Origin of the sequence: Cricetibacter osteomyelitidis (genome assembly GCF_004340985.1) — a bacterium.
Taxonomy (GTDB): domain Bacteria; phylum Pseudomonadota; class Gammaproteobacteria; order Enterobacterales; family Pasteurellaceae; genus Cricetibacter; species Cricetibacter osteomyelitidis.
Map to the genome: position 1 here is coordinate 20653 of NZ_SLYB01000017.1, position 19296 is coordinate 39948.

At 41.0% G+C, this 19296-nt stretch carries 17 protein-coding genes and 1 other RNA gene; 7 read left to right on the forward strand and 11 right to left on the reverse strand.

What is annotated here, in order from left to right; genetic code table 11:
* The first annotated feature begins 28 nt into the window (after window positions 1–28).
* Window positions 29–358 carry a hypothetical protein gene (locus EDC44_RS08560; RefSeq protein WP_131977415.1) on the forward strand — a complete coding sequence of 110 codons (330 nt, stop codon included), beginning with the start codon at window positions 29–31 and terminating at the stop codon, window positions 356–358.
* 34 nt (window positions 359–392) lie between these two features.
* The gene (locus tag EDC44_RS08565) at window positions 393–863 is read left to right on the forward strand and encodes a YccF domain-containing protein (RefSeq protein ID WP_207896752.1); all 471 of its coding nucleotides are present in this window, start codon (window positions 393–395) and stop codon (window positions 861–863) included.
* 117 nt (window positions 864–980) lie between these two features.
* Here the strand turns inward: EDC44_RS08565 and EDC44_RS08570 are convergent, their stop codons facing one another.
* Complete coding sequence (locus EDC44_RS08570) at window positions 981–1889, reverse strand: mechanosensitive ion channel family protein (protein WP_131977418.1); 909 nt, start codon at window positions 1887–1889, stop codon at window positions 981–983.
* A gap of 193 nt (window positions 1890–2082) precedes the next feature.
* On the opposite strand from EDC44_RS08570, the gene ffs reads away from it, so the two are divergent.
* Window positions 2083–2181: signal recognition particle sRNA small type (gene ffs, locus EDC44_RS08575), an RNA gene on the forward strand.
* An 18-nt stretch (window positions 2182–2199) separates the two neighbouring features.
* Here the strand turns inward: ffs and cydC are convergent.
* The 7 genes from cydC to idnD all read right to left on the reverse strand — a co-directional run bounded on the left by cydC (window position 2200) and on the right by idnD (window position 11041).
* The gene (gene cydC / locus EDC44_RS08580; RefSeq protein WP_131977421.1) at window positions 2200–3927 is read right to left on the reverse strand and encodes a heme ABC transporter ATP-binding protein/permease CydC; all 1728 of its coding nucleotides are present in this window, start codon (window positions 3925–3927) and stop codon (window positions 2200–2202) included.
* Complete coding sequence (gene cydD / locus EDC44_RS08585) at window positions 3927–5714, reverse strand: heme ABC transporter permease/ATP-binding protein CydD (protein WP_131977424.1); 1788 nt, start codon at window positions 5712–5714, stop codon at window positions 3927–3929. The genes cydC and cydD overlap by 1 nt, the downstream gene beginning before the upstream one ends.
* A gap of 147 nt (window positions 5715–5861) precedes the next feature.
* Window positions 5862–6815 carry a thioredoxin-disulfide reductase gene (gene trxB, locus EDC44_RS08590; protein ID WP_131977427.1) on the reverse strand — a complete coding sequence of 318 codons (954 nt, stop codon included), beginning with the start codon at window positions 6813–6815 and terminating at the stop codon, window positions 5862–5864.
* Window positions 6816–6881: 66 nt separating this feature from the next.
* Window positions 6882–7727 carry a co-chaperone YbbN gene (locus tag EDC44_RS08595; protein ID WP_131977430.1) on the reverse strand — a complete coding sequence of 282 codons (846 nt, stop codon included), beginning with the start codon at window positions 7725–7727 and terminating at the stop codon, window positions 6882–6884.
* Between the two features lie 121 nt (window positions 7728–7848).
* Window positions 7849–9198 carry a GntP family permease gene (locus tag EDC44_RS08600; RefSeq protein ID WP_131977433.1) on the reverse strand — a complete coding sequence of 450 codons (1350 nt, stop codon included), beginning with the start codon at window positions 9196–9198 and terminating at the stop codon, window positions 7849–7851.
* A gap of 24 nt (window positions 9199–9222) precedes the next feature.
* Window positions 9223–9987 carry a gluconate 5-dehydrogenase gene (gene idnO, locus EDC44_RS08605; protein WP_131977436.1) on the reverse strand — a complete coding sequence of 255 codons (765 nt, stop codon included), beginning with the start codon at window positions 9985–9987 and terminating at the stop codon, window positions 9223–9225.
* Between the two features lie 19 nt (window positions 9988–10006).
* A complete protein-coding gene (idnD, locus tag EDC44_RS08610; RefSeq protein WP_165870246.1) occupies window positions 10007–11041 on the reverse strand; it encodes an L-idonate 5-dehydrogenase in 1035 nt (344 codons plus the stop codon).
* A gap of 238 nt (window positions 11042–11279) precedes the next feature.
* On the opposite strand from idnD, the gene EDC44_RS08615 reads away from it, so the two are divergent.
* Window positions 11280–11801 carry a gluconokinase gene (locus EDC44_RS08615; RefSeq protein ID WP_131977442.1) on the forward strand — a complete coding sequence of 174 codons (522 nt, stop codon included), beginning with the start codon at window positions 11280–11282 and terminating at the stop codon, window positions 11799–11801.
* A 58-nt stretch (window positions 11802–11859) separates the two neighbouring features.
* On the opposite strand, the gene gntR is transcribed toward EDC44_RS08615, so the two are convergent.
* Window positions 11860–12858 (reverse strand): gluconate operon transcriptional repressor GntR, encoded by a 999-nt coding sequence (gene gntR, locus EDC44_RS08620; RefSeq protein WP_131977445.1) that lies wholly within the window; start codon window positions 12856–12858, stop codon window positions 11860–11862.
* 116 nt (window positions 12859–12974) lie between these two features.
* Between gntR and selD the strand changes: the two genes are divergently transcribed.
* From selD to EDC44_RS08635, 3 genes are read left to right on the forward strand one after another with little or no spacing between them, the layout of a single operon-like run.
* Window positions 12975–14027, forward strand: a complete 1053-nt coding sequence (gene selD, locus EDC44_RS08625; RefSeq protein WP_131977448.1) for a selenide, water dikinase SelD — start codon at window positions 12975–12977, stop codon at window positions 14025–14027.
* A gap of 3 nt (window positions 14028–14030) precedes the next feature.
* Entirely contained in the window at window positions 14031–14456 is a 426-nt protein-coding gene (gene queD / locus EDC44_RS08630) for a 6-carboxytetrahydropterin synthase QueD (protein ID WP_131977451.1), read from the forward strand.
* Window positions 14456–15064, forward strand: a complete 609-nt coding sequence (locus EDC44_RS08635; RefSeq protein WP_131977455.1) for a 7-carboxy-7-deazaguanine synthase QueE — start codon at window positions 14456–14458, stop codon at window positions 15062–15064. The genes queD and EDC44_RS08635 overlap by 1 nt, the downstream gene beginning before the upstream one ends.
* A 194-nt stretch (window positions 15065–15258) precedes the next feature.
* Here the strand turns inward: EDC44_RS08635 and EDC44_RS08640 are convergent, their stop codons facing one another.
* Window positions 15259–17916 carry a PqiB family protein gene (locus EDC44_RS08640; RefSeq protein ID WP_131977458.1) on the reverse strand — a complete coding sequence of 886 codons (2658 nt, stop codon included), beginning with the start codon at window positions 17914–17916 and terminating at the stop codon, window positions 15259–15261.
* Window positions 17888–19150, reverse strand: a complete 1263-nt coding sequence (locus EDC44_RS08645; protein ID WP_131977461.1) for a paraquat-inducible protein A — start codon at window positions 19148–19150, stop codon at window positions 17888–17890. The genes EDC44_RS08640 and EDC44_RS08645 overlap by 29 nt, the downstream gene beginning before the upstream one ends.
* Window positions 19151–19296: the final 146 nt, after the last annotated feature.

A 19296-nucleotide genomic window follows, 5' to 3' on the forward strand; every position in this document is an offset into this window, starting at 1 on the left:
AAATGGAGAAAGGATTAATCAAGGTGTCTTGGCTTTTGATAATGGTAAACAAGTTGCAGAAGTAAAATACGTTGACGTTATTAATATTGAAAATTTGTTTCAAGAAGAAGTAATCTCAGAATCAAGAGAAAAATTAAAAAAAGATACGAATAAGGTATATGATAGTGGTACTTATAAAGTCGGCGTTGACATTCCAGCCGGTGAGTATAAAATTACGACAACATCTAACGATAAAACAGGCACAGTTTTTGTCCTGAAAGTACCTAACAGGATAATAGAAAATGTGATTGCTCACGAAATTTTTACTAATTCAACGTATGTTTCTAAAAGAAGGACAATATTTACGGGTTATTTTTGATACTTTTGAATTACTTAAATAAAGGAGAAATTTTATGTCAGGATTGAGAATTGTAGGTAATGTTATTTGGTTTTTTGCGGGTGGATTTTTACTTGCATTAGGCAATTTTATCATGGGGATAATTTTAACCTCTTTAGTGATTACTGCGCCAATTGGGCTTGGGCTAATTCAATACTCAAAATTTTGCTTATTCCCATTCACAACATCAATGATAAGTAAAAATGCTATGGACGTAAAACAAAATGCTATATGGCAGGCTTATTCAATGATAGTAATGATTTTTTATGTCATATTTTATGGTTGGATTAGTTTTCTCGGTGGCTTGATAGTAGTTATTTTAAATTGCATATTTATCTTTACTATTCCTAATGCGGTTGTTTTTGCAAAATCCCTTGGAACAGCATTTAACCCAGTAGGAAAAATATGTGTGCCAATATCAACTAAAGATGAATTAGAACGTAGAAAGGCAGCTAAACACGCAGATAAATTATTAGGGATAAAATAACAGAAACACAAAATACAACACTTTACGGAGAATGCTTGTGTCATTTTTAAAACGTAAAATTTAGGTGTAATAGACAAAAACAACGACCGCATTTAATGCGGTCGCTTTTTCAGAAAATTATTTACTAATTGAAATTTCATTACCTTCCGGAAGATGGAGCGATAGTTGATTGTAAGGAATTGAAATTCCTGCTTGATCAAATTCTAATTTTACTTTTTCAGTGATATCAAAATGCACGCCCCAGTAATCGCCGGTGCCTACCCATGGTCGCACAAATAATTGCACGCTGTTTGCCGCTAACGCACCTACTGCGATAGTCGGTTTAGGATTTTGCAACACGCGGGCATCGGCTTTTAATAAACGGGCCACAATTTCTTTGGCTTTGGCAATATCGGACTCATAGCTGATATCGAAAATAAAGTCGATACGACGAGTTTCGTTATTCGAGTAGTTCACGATGCTGTCGGAGAAAACTTTGCCGTTTGGAATTAAAACGGTTTTATTATCACCGGTACGCAATTCTAATACTAATAAACCCATTTGTTTCACGGTTCCCATCATGCCGCTTGTTTCAATGAAATCACCTTTGCGGAATGGTTTGAAAATTAGTAACATCACGCCAGATGCAAAGTTCTGTAAGGAGTTTTGCAATGCCAGACCGATTGCCAAACCCGCAGCACCAATTAGTGCAACCAATGAACTGGTGTTAATGCCTAATTGAGATAATGCGGCGATGATTACGATTAGCAGTATTAAAAAATAGCTGATGGATGAAACGAAACTTTGCAACATTTCATCTTTGCTGGATACTAATACGGCTTTACCCAGTAATTTACTGATAAAACGAGCTAATCCTTTACCAATAATATAAATGGCGACAGCAATAAGAATTTTGCCGCCGTATGGAATCAGCCAATCATTTAATAGCGTATTCATATCCATTGATGTGACGGTGTCGATCATTTTGGATGCTTGTTCTTGAACATCAATTTGTTCTACAACTTCTTGAGCTTGTTCAACTGCCATAGTCTTTCCTTCTCGAAATGAATAAAATAAAAAAGTGCGGTTAAAATTTTAAAAATTTATTGCACAAAGGCTTGTTTAAGACAAGTATATTAGAGATTAGTTGCAAAAAAGATAAAAAAATATGTTTGCAATCAACGGCGAGTTATTGCATAATGCACGCCTAATCGCAATTCGCGGTTATTCTATGGAAACCCATTTGGTTCCTCGCAATGGTGTCTGGTGTATCAGGTCAGGTTCGGAAGAAAGCAGCCAGCGTCAGAAATTCCGTGTGCCGAGATCAAGCTGGGTGGGTTTCCACCCAACTTTTCAGTTAAACTCTCTCCGCCAGCTTTCTGAAATAGCCGTTTTCTTGATTGATTAAGGCTTGATAATCACCTTGTTCGATTAATTCGGCATTATCAATTATGCAAAGTTTATCAAACTGTTCCAATGCGGTTAAACGGTGAGTGACCATAATCAAGGTGCGATTTTCTGCTTTTTGTAAAATCAACTGTAAAATACGACGTTCCGTTTCGCGATCCAAACCTTCTGTGGGTTCATCGAGCAGCAGAATCGGGGTGTTGCTTAATAAAATACGAGCCAGCCCCAAACGGCGTTGTTCACCACCGGAAAGCGGACGACCGCCATCACCAAGCCATAAATCCAGACCTTGCTCTTGCTCCGTCAGTTTGCTTAATCCCACTTGATTAAGCACATCAAGCATTGTGGTATCGTCAAGATCCTTATTCACTAATAACAGATTATTACGCAACGTATCGCTGAAAACGTGTACCCGCTGGGTGAGCAGACAAATTTGACTGCGAAGTGCGGTTTCGCTGTAATGTTGCAACGGTTTATCGGCTAATAGAATCTGACCTTGTTGCGGATCATAATTACGCACCAATAATTGAATTAAAGTGGATTTACCGCTGCCGGTTTTGCCTAAAATCGCCACTTTTTCACCGCACTTTATGGTTAAATTTAGGGCGTTTAGGGCAATTTCAGAGCGTTGCGGATAGCTGAACGTGATATTTCGGATTTGAATCAGATTTTCTGTATTTTGGGTAAATTCCGCCGTACCGTTAAATTGCACTAAAGGCTGTTGTTCGATAATTTCACTGACACGATCCGCCGATGCGATCACTTGTCCGATATGCAAAAATGCAGCACCTAAAGGCATCAGAATCTCAAAAGATGCCAACGCAGTGAAGGTTAATAATCCCACAAATGCCGCTTTATATAAGCCTTCGCCTAAATCCGCATTGGCCGCCAGCCATAATACGGCAACCACCATAATGCCGTTGCAAAACAGCATAAGTGCGGTGGATAATCCTGATAAATCGGCTTCTTGTTGTTGATATTGCTGCCATTGACGTTCCGTTTGATTTAAGCGATGTTTCACTAAATCTTCCGCATTAAACAGCAATAATTCCGCTTGAGCTTGAATAAATTCCACAAATTGCTCGCGGTAAAGAGCTCGGGATTGGGTTAAACTCACCCCGAATTTTGTTCCCAATTTATAAAATATTGTGGGAATAATGCACAGCAATAAAGTTAGGGTTACGCCCATAAATAACGCCGTCGGTAAATGCACAAAACTTAAACCTATTGTGATAAATAAGATCACCGTAATGGCACTGATAAACGGAGCAACCAAGCGTAAATACAGGCTGTCGAGGGTATCCACGTCGGCCACTATACGGTTTAATAAATCGCTGTTGCGATAGCGATTTAACACGGCAGGACTCAGCGGAATAATTTTACTGAATACCTGCACTCGCAATTTTGCCAACACACGGAAAGTAGCATCGTGGGTGACATATTTTTCAAAATAACGAGCGACAGTGCGGGCAATAGCCAAGCCGCGAACTCCGGCGGACGGGTAGAAAAAGTTAAATAAGGTCCCCGCTCCCGCAATTGCCGTGGCGGATAAGAACCAGCCGGACAAAGTAAGCAAGCCTATGCTGGCTGCCAGCCCGCTGATCATTAACACTAACCCTAAAAACAGGGTGAATTTGGCGTGCTTAAATAAATGTAAAAAAGGAAGTAGTGATTTCATTATTTAATATCCTGATTTCGCTCTGCCAATAACTCTGCAAAGAAGCCTTTTTGCTGTAAATCGCTGAATGTACCTTGTTGCACGATCCGACCTTGTTTCATGGCTAAAATTTGATCGCAAGATTTCAGATCTTCAATGCGGTGTGTGATCATTAGGCTGGTTTGATTACGGCTGATATTATGCAAGGCTTGCAGCACTTGGTTTTCCGATTGTGCATCCAGGCTTGCCGTCGGTTCGTCTAACAGCAATAATTTGCCTTGACGCAACAATGCTCGGGCAATGGCTAAACGTTGAGCCTGTCCAACAGACACCCCTATACCGCCGTCTTTGATTTCGCGATTTAAGCCGAGTTTATCGGTAAATTCTTTTGCCAATGCCAAGCGAAGGGCTTCGTCAATTTCGGCATCAGTGGCTTGAATTTCCCCTAATAACAGGTTTTCTTTGATCGTGCCTTGTAGTAACAATGGATTTTGTCCTACCCAAGCGATTTGTTGCCGCCATTGTGTGATGTCCAGGTGGTTTAATTCCATTCCATTGATTTTCAAAGAACCTTCATATGGTAAAAAGCCTAATAACACATTCATCAAGGATGTTTTGCCCGCACCGCTTTGTCCCACTAATGCGGTATGTGATTGCGGAACCAAGCGGAAGTTAAGCGGTTGGCTGAGCTTGTCCCCTTGCGGTGAAAGTATGATAAGATTTTCTGCCGTAATTTCTACCGCACTTTCGGTTATATTTTCCGTTGTATTGGTTGTAAACCCTTCAGATTGTGCTGATTGGATGGTCGTGGTCGTCGGTTGTTCTAAGAAATCCACAATAGCATCTGCCGCTCCGATTGCTGCTGCGCGGTCGTGATAGTAAGTGCCTAAATCCCGTAAGGGCTGATAAAATTCCGGTGCCAGAATTAAGCAGAAAAAACCGACAAATAAGGTGATCCCTGTGCCGTAGGTACCGAATTCGATTTGTCCTAAATAGCTGAACCCGAAATAGACCGCCATCACCGCAATCGAAATAGAAGTAAAAAACTCTAATACGGCAGATGACAAAAAGGCCATTTTCAACACATCCATTGTACTGATACGAAAATCTTCCGTTGATTTTTCAATATGTTGTGTTTGTTTCAACGTGCAGTTGAAAAGGCGTAAAGTTTCTAAACCTCGCAAACGATCTAAAAACTGACCGCCCAGTTTAGCGAGTGTTGCCATATTTTTCTGACTACTGTCCGCCGCCGCAATGCCTACTAAAATCATAAAAATCGGTACAAGGGGAGCGGTGCCGAGCAAAATCGCTCCCGCCGCCCAGTTGAGCGGAAACACGGCTATTAAAATCACTATCGGCACAATAAGGGACAACATTTGTTGCGGCAAATAACGGGCATAAAAATTATGCAGATTTTCTACCTGTTCCAACATAATTGTCGCCCAACTGCCAGCGGGTTTATTGGCAATCGTGGCAGGACCCACTTGATGAATTTTGTTTAAAATTTGTTGGCGGATAATATTGCGTAATTGTTGCCCGCATTTAAAGCCGATTTTTTCCCGCCACCATAAAATCACACCACGCAAAGCAAAGCCTAATAATAAACCGCCAAAGTGCGGTAACAATTCGGTGGGTTTTGTGTTCAGCATAATCAAACTATGCAATACCCAAGCCAATAACCAAGTTTGCCCTACCAAAATAACCGATGATAGGGTAGTCAGTAAAATATTGAGATTGAGTAATTTTTTCACCGGCTTCTGCTGTGCTCGAAGCCATTTTTGTAGATATCGTTGACGCGTTTTATCCATAATTGGGTATCATTTATTAAAAATGTGTAGATTATACGGGAAGTGCGGGATATTTTCAGCTTTTGTAGTGAATATAAATAAAAATAGGTAGAAAAAACGACCGATTTTTTACAAAACCGACCGTATTTTTATATGTATATTAAAATACTATTCTTGAGCATCCAGGAAACGTTCTGCATCCAGTGCCGCCATACAGCCTGTTCCCGCAGAGGTGATGGCTTGGCGGTAATTGTGATCCATCACATCTCCGGCTGCAAATACGCCTTCTACCGAAGTGGCTGTGGCGTTGCCTTCCAAACCTGATTTCACCATGATATAGCCGTTATTTAATTCCAGCTGATCAGCGAAAATTTCTGTATTCGGTGCGTGACCGATGGCGATAAATAAACCGTCTAATTTCACTTCTTCGGTGGCATCGGATTTGGTGTTTTTCAAACGTACGCCGGTCACACCCATATTATCGCCCAATACTTCATCTAAAGTGCGGTCGGTATGTAGAATGATTTTGCCTTCTTCCACACGTTTTTGCAGACGATCAAGTAGGATTTTTTCTGCACGGAAGCTGTCACGGCGGTGAATTAAATGCACTTCGCTGGCAATATTGGCTAAATAGAGTGCTTCTTCCACCGCCGTATTGCCGCCGCCTACTACGGCAACAGGTTTATTACGATAGAAAAAACCGTCACAAGTTGCACAAGCGGATACGCCACGGCCTTTGTAATTTTCTTCTGACTCTAAACCTAAATAACGGGCAGAAGCACCGGTGGCAATAATTAAGGCATCACAGCTGAAATTTTGTACGTCACCGTATAATTTAAACGGGCGACCGGACAGATCCACTTTATTGATATGATCGAACACGATTTCCGCTTCAAATTTTTCTGCGTGTTGTAACATATTCTGCATTAATCCCGTGCCGGTGGTGTGTTCAAAGGCTCCCGGCCAGTTTTCGATTTCATCGGTGGTAGTCAACTGGCCGCCTTGCTGCATTCCAGTGACCAATACCGGTTTTAAATTGGCACGAGCCGCATAAATTGCCGCCGTATAACCCGCCGGGCCGGAACCTAAAATTAATAGTTTGCTGTGTTTAAATTCGCTCATAATGGTTGTCCTTAATAAATTAAAATTAGGTTTATTATAAAGAGTGAGTATTATTTAAGCTACTAATCAATACAATAGAGAATACATTAATCGGCGGTATTTATTTGCCAGCGGGTCGGTGCCGATTGCCGCTAAAATCGCTAAAAATTGTTTTTTTACTTCGCCGTTTTCCGTACTAAGATCTTGGCGTAAAATGCCGAGCAGCAATTCCAACGCTTCTTCATTGCGGTTGGCTTGATGCAGTTGAATTGACAGCTTTAACGCAATTTCGTTGGTCGGATGTTTGGCGAAATCCGCTTGTAATTGCTGAATTTCCGGTGTATCGGCGGCTTTGCGCAATAGGTCGATTTGTGCCGTCAAGCCTTGCCAACGGCTGTCGCGATCTTGAATAGGAATTTGATCCAAAATGGCTTGTGCCGGTTCGGTTTTTTTCATCGCAATATAGGTTTCCGCATAAAGCAGAGCAATATCGCTGTTTTTCTTATCGGATAATTCCCACGCCTCTTTCAGTAATGGCAAGGCTTCCGCATAGTTTTCCGCAGCTAAAAAATCCAATGCTAAATTAAATTTGATTTCTTCTTCTTTCGGCAAAATCAGCGATAAACGTTGTTTTAATTCCGCTTCCGGCAATGAACCTTGGAAAGCATCTAACGCTTGCCCTTCTTTAAATAAATACGTGCTTGGCAATGCTCGGATTTGGAATTGTGCCGCGATCATTTGCTGGGTTTCGCAATCCACTTTTGCCAGCACAAACTGACCTTGGGATTGTTCGGCGATTTGTTGTAAAAGTGCGGTGAATTTTGCAGAAGTTTCGTGACTTGGTGCATAAAACGTCATGACAAGAGGGGATTGCTGCGACATCTGCAACACTTCGTTAAGGTTTTGTTCTGTGATTTCGATAATATTTTGCATAATTTTCTCAGTGAATTAAAGAATGATAATGAGAATATAGGGTTCAATTGAGATAAATGCAAGCAAAGTGCGGTAAAAAATCCGCCTGTTTTAAAGACGGATTTTTTCAGGTTATTTTGAATTAGAGTAATACACTACCGAGGCAGGCGATACCAAATCCAACTATACCAATGATAGTTTCTTGCACAGTCCATGTTTTTAATGTGGTTTTGGTGTCCATTTCTAAGAACCGGCTCACTAACCAGAAACCTGAATCGTTTACATGTGAAAATGCGGTAGAACCGGCGGCAATAGCAATCACAATGAAAGATAAATCAAATTGCGTTAAATCTGTTGCCACTGCGACAGTTGGTGAAATCAACGCTGATGTAGTTGTTAATGCAACAGTAGCAGAGCCCTGAGCGATACGTAACGCCATTGAGATAATAAAGGCTGCCACGATGATAGGCATTCCTGTATCTGCGAGCATACCGGCTAGAACATCACCGATACCGCTTGCACGTAATACGCCACCAAACATACCGCCGGCGCCGGTTACTAACACGATTGCACAAATTGGACCGAGTGAATTATCACAGATTTTTTCAATTTGTTCATAGCTGCGTTGATCTTTTAACAGAATAATTGAGACGATTAATGTGATTAACAATGCGATAGGCGTTTTCCCTAATAAGCGTAAGGATTCTACCCACATTTGTTTACCATCAATAATACCCGCAACACTCAAAGTATTTAAACCTGTATCCAGCAAAATAAGTACTAGTGGAAGTAATAAGATAGTAAGTACTTTTTTGAAACTTGGCGGATTTAGATTTACCGTTTCACTGATTGCAGTCGCATTCAGAAAGGCTTTAGGCAAATCCAAATGAATTTTTTTACCTAAAAATGTGCCGAACAAATAGCAGGAAATATACCAAGTCGGGATAGCACAAGCAATACCGACAACAGTTAATAGCCCTATGTTCGCGCCCAGTAAATCACCTGCTGCAACCGGACCGGGATGCGGTACGGAAAAAGCGTGCATAACGGCAAATGAACCGGCTGCCGGAAATGCATAACGGATTACTGAACCGCCAAATTGTTTTGCAACGCTGAAAATAATCGGTAGCATTACCACGAGACCCGCATCAAAGAAAATCGGAAAACCGAATAATAATGAGGCAACCCCTAATGCCAGCGGTGCTTTAGCTTCACCAAATTTATTAATGAGTGTATCCGCCAGTACTTTTGCACCACCGGTCACTTCTAGCAAACGACCGATCATAGCACCTAAACCAACGAGCAAGGCAACGGCAGCAAGGGTATTACCGAAGCCGCCAAGTAATGTCGGCAAGATTTTTTCGACGGGAATACCGGTCGCCAGTGCCGTGAGTAAGCTGACAATAATTAAAGCGACAAAAGCATGCACCTTAAATTTCATAATTAAGAGAAGCAACAATAGAATTGATGCGATCATAATAACAATTAGCATAATAAAATCTCCTAGACTAAATTTTTATACGGCAGCTACCATTCCGCCATCAACGAATAGTAGATGACCATTCACAAAATCAGATGCTTTTGAGGATAAAAATACAGCTGCACCAATTAATTCTTCCGGTTTGCCCCAACGAGCAGCCGGTGTACGTTTACATAGCCAATCGCTAAATTCTTTATTGTCCACTAATGCCTTTGTTAATTCCGTCGCAAAATAACCCGGGGCAATGCCGTTTACTTGAATATTGTAGCGGGCGAGCTCTACACACATTCCTCGAGTGAACATTTTTACCGCGCCTTTTGAAGCTGCATAAGGTGTGATAGTGTCTCGTCCCAATTCACTTTGCACAGAACCGATATTAATGATTTTTCCTTGTTTTCTCGTAATCATATAACGGGCAACAGCTTGAGATACAAGGAAAACACCTTTTTGGTTAATATTCATGATGTCATCATAATCTTTTTCCGGAAATTCACAGAATGGATAGCGACGTTGAATGCCGGCATTGTTGATCAATACATCAATAGCACCGATATTGTGTTCAATAAAATCAATGGATTTTTGCACCGCACTTGAATCAGTCACATCAAAGGCAACCGCATGAGCTTTAAAACCTTGAGCGTTTAATTCATCCGCAACAGCTTGAGATTTATCTTGTTGCGTACTGTTAATAATGACGGTAGCACCGTGTTCCGCAACACCTTGAGCTAATAATCGCCCGATACCGCGGGCAGAACCGGTAATTAAAATTAATTTATTATTTAAAGAAAAGAGTTCACTCATAATACGCTCCATTGATAATTTATTCGCCAAAGGTGAGTTGTACTTTAGCAATTTCATTTTTATTGCCGGCTGTAATCATTGCTTGTTCCAATTCTTGGAATGGGAATGTAGCAGAAAGTAACGGTAGTGGATTGAGTTTTCCGCTACCAAGCCATTCCACGGCAGTATTAAACTCTTCCACAAAACGGAACGTACCTTTCCAGTTAATTTCTTTTGCGATTAAGGTCATTACAGGAAAATTAGGCACATTTCCGCCCATACCTATTTGGATAATAGTGCCTTTTGCTTTGGTTACGGCTAAACAACGTTCGATAGAAGACGGATGACCGGAAACTTCAAAGGAAATATCAAATTCCCCTTTATGTTGCTGATATTCGGAAAAATCTTCATTAGCTAAAAGTGCTTTGGTTGCCCCCATTTCAGTAGCAATATCCAAACAGCGTTGACTTAAATCAGCCGTTACGATTTCTTTTGCGCCTAAGACTTTTGCCGCAGCCACAACCAAACAACCGATAGGACCTACACCTGAAACAAATAAACGTTTTCCTTGCACATCTCCGGCTTGTTTTACTGCATGAATAGCGACGGCTAAAGGTTCGGCAAAAACCATCACTTCATCAGGAGCATTTTGCGGATAATTGATACATTGTGCAGTATCTACTTCTTTAAATTGTGTAAATCCTCCATCAACATGCGGGTCATACATTGCACTGCCGAAGAAACGCATAGTTTCACATTGATTACTTTCACCGGCTAAGCAATATTTACATTGATTGCACGGTTTGCCTGGATTAATGGCAACTTTTTGCCCTACTATAAATTTTTCCGATGTAGTCTGAACTATTTTACCGATGACTTCATGACCTAAAATCATCGGATGTTTAACTTCAAAATTTCCGATTTTGCCGTGTTGATAGTAATGTAAGTCTGAACCGCAGATCCCTCCGCGAGTGATTTGTACTAAAGTGCGGTCGGATTTGCCGGAATATTCGATTTGTTGACTAATAACATCAACGTCTTTTGCTCCTTTTACGACACAAGATAACGTTTCCATTAGATTCACCTTTCAAGATGTTGTTTGAAGTTACCCGTAACATACTTTTTATTCAATAATGAGTAAAGGGTTAATGTTAAAATTTGTGATGAACTTCACAAAATTTATTTAAATTACGATTTTATTGGGATAAATATAAAATTATAATATGATTAAGATCACAGAATTAAAAGTTACCAGTAACATTACTCGGAAATTTAAGGTATAAAGAATAAAACAACTATTAGAGGGCTATACAATGGAAAAAATTCAAGGTAAAAGTTTTATTTTAATGGGAGTGTCCAGCACGGGCAAAACGTCCGTTGGAACAGAAGTGGCACATCGTTTGGGGATTAAATTAATTGATGGGGATGATCTACATCCAAGAGCGAATATTATCAAAATGGGGCAAGGGCAACCGCTTAATGATGATGACCGTGCACCTTGGCTTGAGCGTATTCGTGATGCGGCATTTAGCCTTGAAAAGAAAAGTGAAATTGGAATTATCGTGTGTTCGGCATTAAAGAAAAAATACCGCGATTTGATTCGAGACGGTAATGAACAGGTTAAATTTTTATTTTTACACGGCAGTTTTGAGTTGGTGCTGCAACGTATGCAGCAACGTAAAGGGCATTATATGAAAACCGAAATGTTGAAAAGCCAATTTGATACTTTGGAAGTACCGCAGGCCGATGAAACCGATGTGATCCCTATTGATATTAACGGCAGTTTTGAGGATGTTGTAGAGCGTTGTATCACAGCATTAAAACCACTGATTTAATAAAAATTTCACCTCACTTTAAGTTTCTAATAAGCACAAAAGTGCGGTGTCTTTTTATTTATACACTTTCTCCTAAATGAATTTGATAACCGAGATCGATAATTGAACTTTGCTGCGGAATATTATTAAGCCGATCTAATAATTCCTGAGCGGCACGTTTTCCCATTTCCAAGCGTGGAGTAATCACACTGGCAAGTTGCGGCGTTAACGATTGCCCTACATCGTGGCCGTGGAATCCGGCTATCGCAATTTGCTGTGGAATCACAATGCCTAAACGCTGACACTCAAATAACGCACCGATGGCTAAGTCATCGTTAGTACAGAAAATACCGTCCGTATCCGGATATTGCGTTAAGGTCTGACGTAATTGAGCCGCCCCTAAAGTAAATGACGATGACTCTTCAGTAATTAGGCTATGCGGTTTTAACTGATGTTTTTTCATTGCATTTTCATAGCCTTGCATTTTTAAACGGGTGCGTTTATCCATTCGGGCGGAAAAATAAACGATATTTTTATGTCCGCGTTTAATCATCGTTTCAACCATTGCTTGTGCTGCGGCAATGTTATCAAAACCGATAGCTTGCTGAATACCGCATTGTGCCGAATCCATAATTTCAATGACCGGAATATTGGCGGTTTCCAGCATTTTCAGCGTACGGGGAGAATGCTCATTTTCAGATAAAATTAGACCGTCGATATTGTATGATAATAGCGATTCGATACGCTGTTCCTCTTTGACAATACTATAACCATTATGAGCCAGCATGGTTTGGTATCCTGCCTTATCGGTAATTAATTCAATTCCTTTTATCACATCGGCAAAAACATGGTTTGTCAGTGAAGGCACAAGAACACCAATAGCTTTACTGCGTGCATTGGACAATATTTCAGGAGCACGATTGGGAATATAACCGAACTGTTCGATTGCTTGAGCAATACGCTGTTGGGTATGTTGTGCAACTGAGGCGGGATTTCTCAAATAGCGACTAATCGTCATTTTAGTAATGCCAAGATGATCGGCTATATCTTGTAAAGTAGGGCGTTTATGTTTCATCATTATCTATCGGATCTATTTTTGTGTCATTTTAGCGTAAAAATAAAAAAGAAAAAATATTATAAATTCTCACCGCACTTTTTGTGCTAGAATTAATAAAATTTTTAACAGGATAATATATGGACGAAATAAAGGATATACGGCTGACACAATACAGTCACGGTGCGGGTTGAGGCTGTAAAATATCGCCTAAGGTTTTAGTGGAAATTTTACATTCTGAAATGCCGCCGTTTGTTGACCCAAATTTGTTGGTAGGTAACGATACGAAAGACGATGCTGCTGTGTATGATCTGGGGAATGGAATTTCGATCATCAGCACAACGGATTTCTTTATGCCGATTGTAGATGATCCTTTTGATTTTGGTCGTATTGCTGCGACGAATGCCATTAGTGACATTTTCGCTATGGGTGGCAAGCCTATTATGGCTGTTGCGATTTTGGGCTTTCCGACCAAAGTCTTGTCGGCATCTATCGCTCAACAAATTACTGAAGGCGGCCGGGCAGCTTGTGCGGAAGCGGGTATCGCTTTAGCAGGCGGTCATTCCATTGATGCACCGGAACCGATGTTCGGCTTGGCGGTAACGGGTGTTATTGATACGGCGAAAGTGAAACGTAACGCCACCGCCCAAGCGGGTTGCAAACTGTATTTAACCAAACCGTTGGGAATCGGCATTTTGACTACGGCAGAGAAAAAAGGCAAACTCAAACCGGAACATAAAAATTTGGCTCGTGACGTGATGTGTCAAATGAATTTAATCGGCAGTCAGTTCTCTCAACTGGATGAAGTATCCGCAATGACAGATGTGACCGGGTTCGGATTGCTTGGTCATTTAATTGAAATCTGCGAAGGTTCTAATCTCACTGCCGAAATTAATTTTAGCGGTATTAAAACTTTAGATGGTGTAGCGGATTATATAGCGGAAGGCTGCGTGCCGGGCGGTACAGGCCGTAATTTTGAAAGTTACGGGCATTTAGTGGGCAATATCACTGATTTACAAAAAGCCGTATTATGCGATCCGCAAACCTCCGGCGGCTTGCTTATTGCCGTTAAACCTGAGGCGGAAGATAAAGTTAAAGCCCTGGCACAAGCCAATAACGTGGCGTTATTCTCGGTGGGGCAATTATTGCCGGCGAAAGCGGATACGACGGTGTTGGTGGAAATTATAGAGTAATTTATGTTTAAAGTTTCAAAAGAATTCAGTTTCGATATGGCACATATACTGGATGGTCATGACGGAAAATGTCAGAATTTGCACGGTCATACCTATAAATTGCAGGTAGAAATCAGTGGCGAGCTCTATCCTAACGGACCGAAAAAAGGCATGGTAATTGATTTTTCCGATTTAAAAGCCATTGTGCAGCAATTCATTTTAGATCCGATGGATCATGCTTTTATTTACGATCAAACCAGCGAACGCGAAAGCAAAATCGCCACATTGTTGCAAGAGTTAAAATCAAAAACCTTTGCTTTGGATAAACGCACCACCGCAGAGGAAATGGCACGTTTTATTTTTAATCGCCTTAAAAATGAACAGAATCTGCCGGTGTCCGCCATTCGTTTATGGGAAACGCCCACATCATTTTGTGAGTATAGCGAATAATGCTCACCTACAACATCGTTGAAATTTTTGAAAGTTTGCAGGGCGAAGGGTTTAATACCGGTATGCCGAGCATTTTCATACGGTTCGGCAAGTGTAATCTTGCCTGTCCATGGTGTGATACCAATTATAATCAATACGAAAGCTGGAGCTTAGAGCGGATTTTAACAAAAGTGCGGTCGTTTTCGGCGAAAAATGTGATTATCACCGGCGGTGAGCCGACAGTTGTGCCTAAATTGGAAATTTTACTGGAAAGTCTTAAATCAGAAAATTATTTTCTGGCGATTGAAACCAACGGACTTAAGCCGATTCCGTTGCAAATTGATTATATTGCCACCAGCCCTAAGCGAATGTATCAACATAAATATCAACGCCGTTGTATTCCTTTTGCCCACGAAGTGCGAATTGTCGCTGACGGAGATGTGTTGGCGTTTTGCGAACAAATGGAAAACCGGATCAAAGCGAAGCATTATTATCTTTCTCCTTGCGAAACCGACGGTGAAATGAATTTATTGGATACCATTACCCAACTCGGCAAACTTAATCAGCGGACAAATAAACCTAAATGGCAACTGAGTTTGCAAACGCATAAATTGATAGGAATTGAATAATGCGATTCATTTTGAAATCGGATAGCCGGATTTACCGCCGTCGCCGAAAGTGAACGTGGCGTTGCAAAGTGCGGTGGAAAATAATTATTTTTCTTATACGAAAATTCAAGTGGCTTGCACGCCTGGCGTATGTTTCGGCGAAAACGGATGTATGTTGATAATAACACCCGTTTTTTTACTTTTGATTTTTCGGGTTAGTTAGGCATTGTTGCCTGATTCCAATTTGGTGCTTCGTCCGGGCGTTTTATCCGTAATAAAAAGCGCTGATTGGCTTTAGCTTGCGGTTGAACCACCGTACCGGTCGGGTTGGAGAATGAGATGCCGCCTTTCAATAACTGTTGTACTGAGCCTGTATGAAATTCCGCTCCTTTCCAACCTAATTCAAAGTTATAGCCGGAAGCGACCCAAAATTCTGAATTTTTACGCACTAAATGCTGATGTTTCGGCAAAATGACTAAATGAATCAATACCCGATCACCTAAATTGTTCAATTCCATTTTGCGGATTGTGCCTACTTCCACTCCACGATAAAGCACCGGCGATCCTGTGGTTAAGTTTAATGCATCATTGGTTTCCACGATAATCGGGAAACCGTCATTAAAACGATGTGGGTTTTCAGCGGTTTGACTCAAGGTAAATTTCGTTTTTCTTGCCCCGTTACCTGCAGTCACATCAATATAGGGCTGCAGCAATGCATCCAAGTTTTCAATGGCTCCGGCGGAAATTTGCGGCGCTATCACTTTAAAACGGCTGTTTTCTTTTGCCACAATATTCATATATTGCGGGTTAATCAATGCTTTGGCGGTAATGCGGTTATTGGCTTGATCCAGATTAATTTGTTCGATCTCACCAATGGTTAATCCCATATAACGCAATGTCATTCCTTTGCTTAAATTGCCGGCATCGGCGGCAGTTAAAGTGATTTCATTACCGGCAGATTTCGCCCGTAATTCATTCGGATATAAGATTTTGTTGCCGTTACCGGAATTGTCAAAACTAATTGCCCCTTTGAGCGTACGGGTGAGCGGACCGGCTTGTACATTAATGCCTTTAGGGGTGATATCTACTTGAGCGGCACTTTCCGCCCAGAACAGACTTTTATCGGTAAGTAAATGGCGATGTTTCGGATAAATAAACACATCGATTTGGAAATTTTTGCTGGTCGGACGGATATCCAATATTTTACCCACTTCATATTGGCGATACAGCACCAATGAACCGCGCTCTAAACTTGGCAGCTGAGTGGCCGTGAGTGTGATTGTAGGATTAATATTATCCGCTAAAATACCGGCTTCGGCATTTTCTACATTGTCATAGAGCGGATAGCTCGTAAGTGCGGTAGGATTTTCCGATTTTTTGGTTAATACACGCACGCCGCCTTGTAACCATTGTCTTGGATTAGCCGCTCCTATTTGTACACCGTCCACACCGACAGACACATCAAAGTTCGATGCCGCAATAAATTTACTGTCTTTGTTAATGAGATTACGATATTCACTCATAATGGCGGCTTTAAAGCTGATTTTATCCGCCGTAATATCTTGTGACATCACTTCACCGATGGTGATACCGTTATAATAAATCGGTTGACCGGCTGACACGCCATAGGTATCCGGTGATGTCAGCGTCAGCACCAACGTATTAGGTTCTTTCAATAAACGTTCGCTTTGGCGGATCACCGCAAATTCCGTACGGGGTTCGCCGTCACCGGCAATAATTTCAAAGGATGTCCCGCGGAACAGTTGTTCGACACTGCTAATTTCCGTTAAAGACGGACGTTTATCATTCAAGATAATTTCAGAATGGGTTTTCAGCAATGAGGCTAAATTCGGATCGATCACGAGTTGACCTTTTGCCGCTTGCTCCGTATAAGGATTTTCCGCATTGATTTCAGATAACATGCCCACCTGAGTATTTTTATAAAAAACCGGTGTTTTGTTTACCTCAAGACCGAGCACTGAGGGTAGCGTAATATTAATCACTAAACCGCGACCGGCGGACTTCAGATCTTTATAGAGCAGATAGCGTTGTCCTTGCATCGCAATATCGCTTTTTTCCGGTGAATCAAAAGCAACCGCACCTTGAATTATGGATGTCAGACTATCCATTTTGACATTTAACCCGCCGGCATTCAGGCTGGCATCAACCCCGCTGATATTCCAGAAACGGGAATCTTTTTTCACTAAATTGGCATAAGCTTTTTCAATGATCAAATCAATTTCCACTTTCTTTTGATCCGCGGTAAAACGATAGTCGGACACTGTGCCCACAGGCATTTTTTTATAATATACCGAAGCTCCGGCAGAAATTGATCCTAAGTCATCGGCTAATAGACGCACCAGTAAATCGCCGTCTTTCACTTCTGCAATAGGGCCTTCTACTTCTGCTACAAATTCATCTTCCGAGTCGCCGTCGCCGGGTTGCAACGTGATATAATTACCCGAAACCAAGGATTCCAAACCGGATACCCCGGCAAGGGAAACCGTCGGTTTTACCAGCCAGAATTTAGTGTTTTTACGCAATAAGGTTTTTGCTTCCGGATAGATATTGGCTTCGACTTCCACCTGTTTGAGGTCGTCGGTGAAACTCACTTTTTTAACCGTACCGATTTGTAAACCTTGATATTGAATTTGAGTTTTATTGGCCACTAAACCATCGCCATTGGCAAAGAGAATGGTGATGCTTTTTCCCTGTTCCTGTACGATTTGAAAAAACAGCACTGCACCGATACAGAAGGCAATAAAAGGCAATAACCAAAATGGCGAAATTCGACGAATTTGACGGATATTTGCCTCCGTATTAGTGATATTTTCCGTTAATTCATTATTTTGTTTGTTTGTTTCGTTTGTCATAAATTTTCCAGAGTAAACGGCTATCAAAGTAAGAGGTTGATAACATAGTTAAAAATACGGCAGAACCAAAATATAAGGCAGCGGGTCCCACCGAAAAGTTAATAATCTGACCGCGGGAAACCAGTGTCATCATTAAGGCTAAGACAAAAAGATCGAGCATTGACCAACGGCCTATAAAATGCACGATATGTAATAATTTCATTTGAAAATGGATGGATTTGTGCAAATTAAATTGAATACAAATCAGCAAATAAAGCATAATAATCACTTTGCTGAACGGTACAAAAATACTGGCGGTAAACACCACAAAAGCAATGAAATAACTCCCCATTTCCATAAATGTAATCACACCGGACATCAGCGTATCACCGCTCACCGCACCCGCAAGGGAAGTATAAGAAATCGGCAACACATTAGCCGGAATCAGCATAATCATCCCGGCAATCAGAGTCGCCCAGGTTTTTTGCAATCGTACGTTATCGTCTAAATTAATGCGGTCGTGACAACGGGGACAAATATCCTGATGTTTGCGGTTGTGAGTCGGCGTGCTAAAAGTATATTCGCAGTTAGTACAAAAGTGCGGTGCATTTTCGCCGACTTTTTCTAAGGGATTTAGTTCCGGATAAAATTCTTCCCATAGCGCCCGTAAGTTGAGCTTAATAAACAGCAATGTCATTAAAATGGTGGTGCTGATAAAAGCAATTAAATTGATATTTAATTCTAACGGAGCATAAGACCGTACTTTAAATGCAGCCACGCACAGCGAGAGAAAATACACATCAAACATTACCCAGGGTTTAATATAGCTTAAGGTTGTTAGTACCAAACGGGAACGACGCTTAAAAACTTGCAATATCCGCAAAATCACCACTAACAGCACAAAGAAAATCGGGGTGAAAATCGCACAAATAAACACTAAAAATGCGGTGTATTCATAACCTGCTGTGGCCATTTTCCAAATTCCCAGCCAAACACTGGCACCGATATGTTCGCCCAATAAGTCAATATCAATTAGCGGTGACCATAACGCAAAAGGAATTAAGAATAAAATTGCCACGGCTATGATATTACAACGTCTTAAAGTCCAACGATTACCGGAACGCAAATTATAGTGACAACGGGGGCAAATGGCATTCTGAGTCGGCGATAAATAGGGAACGGAAACTACCGCATTACAATCATTGCAGCGGATAATTTGTTTCACGTTTTTTAAAGCTAAGTTTTCTGCCGACATTAGGATCTCTCGTTCAGTCATATATAGGTTAGAGTAGTATATAAATTTGATAAAATTTCTCAAGGTCAGAAATGTAAAGTGCGGTTATTTTTACAAGATTTTTACAAAATCAGTGATTAATAATTGTCATTTTTTGCTAAATTAAG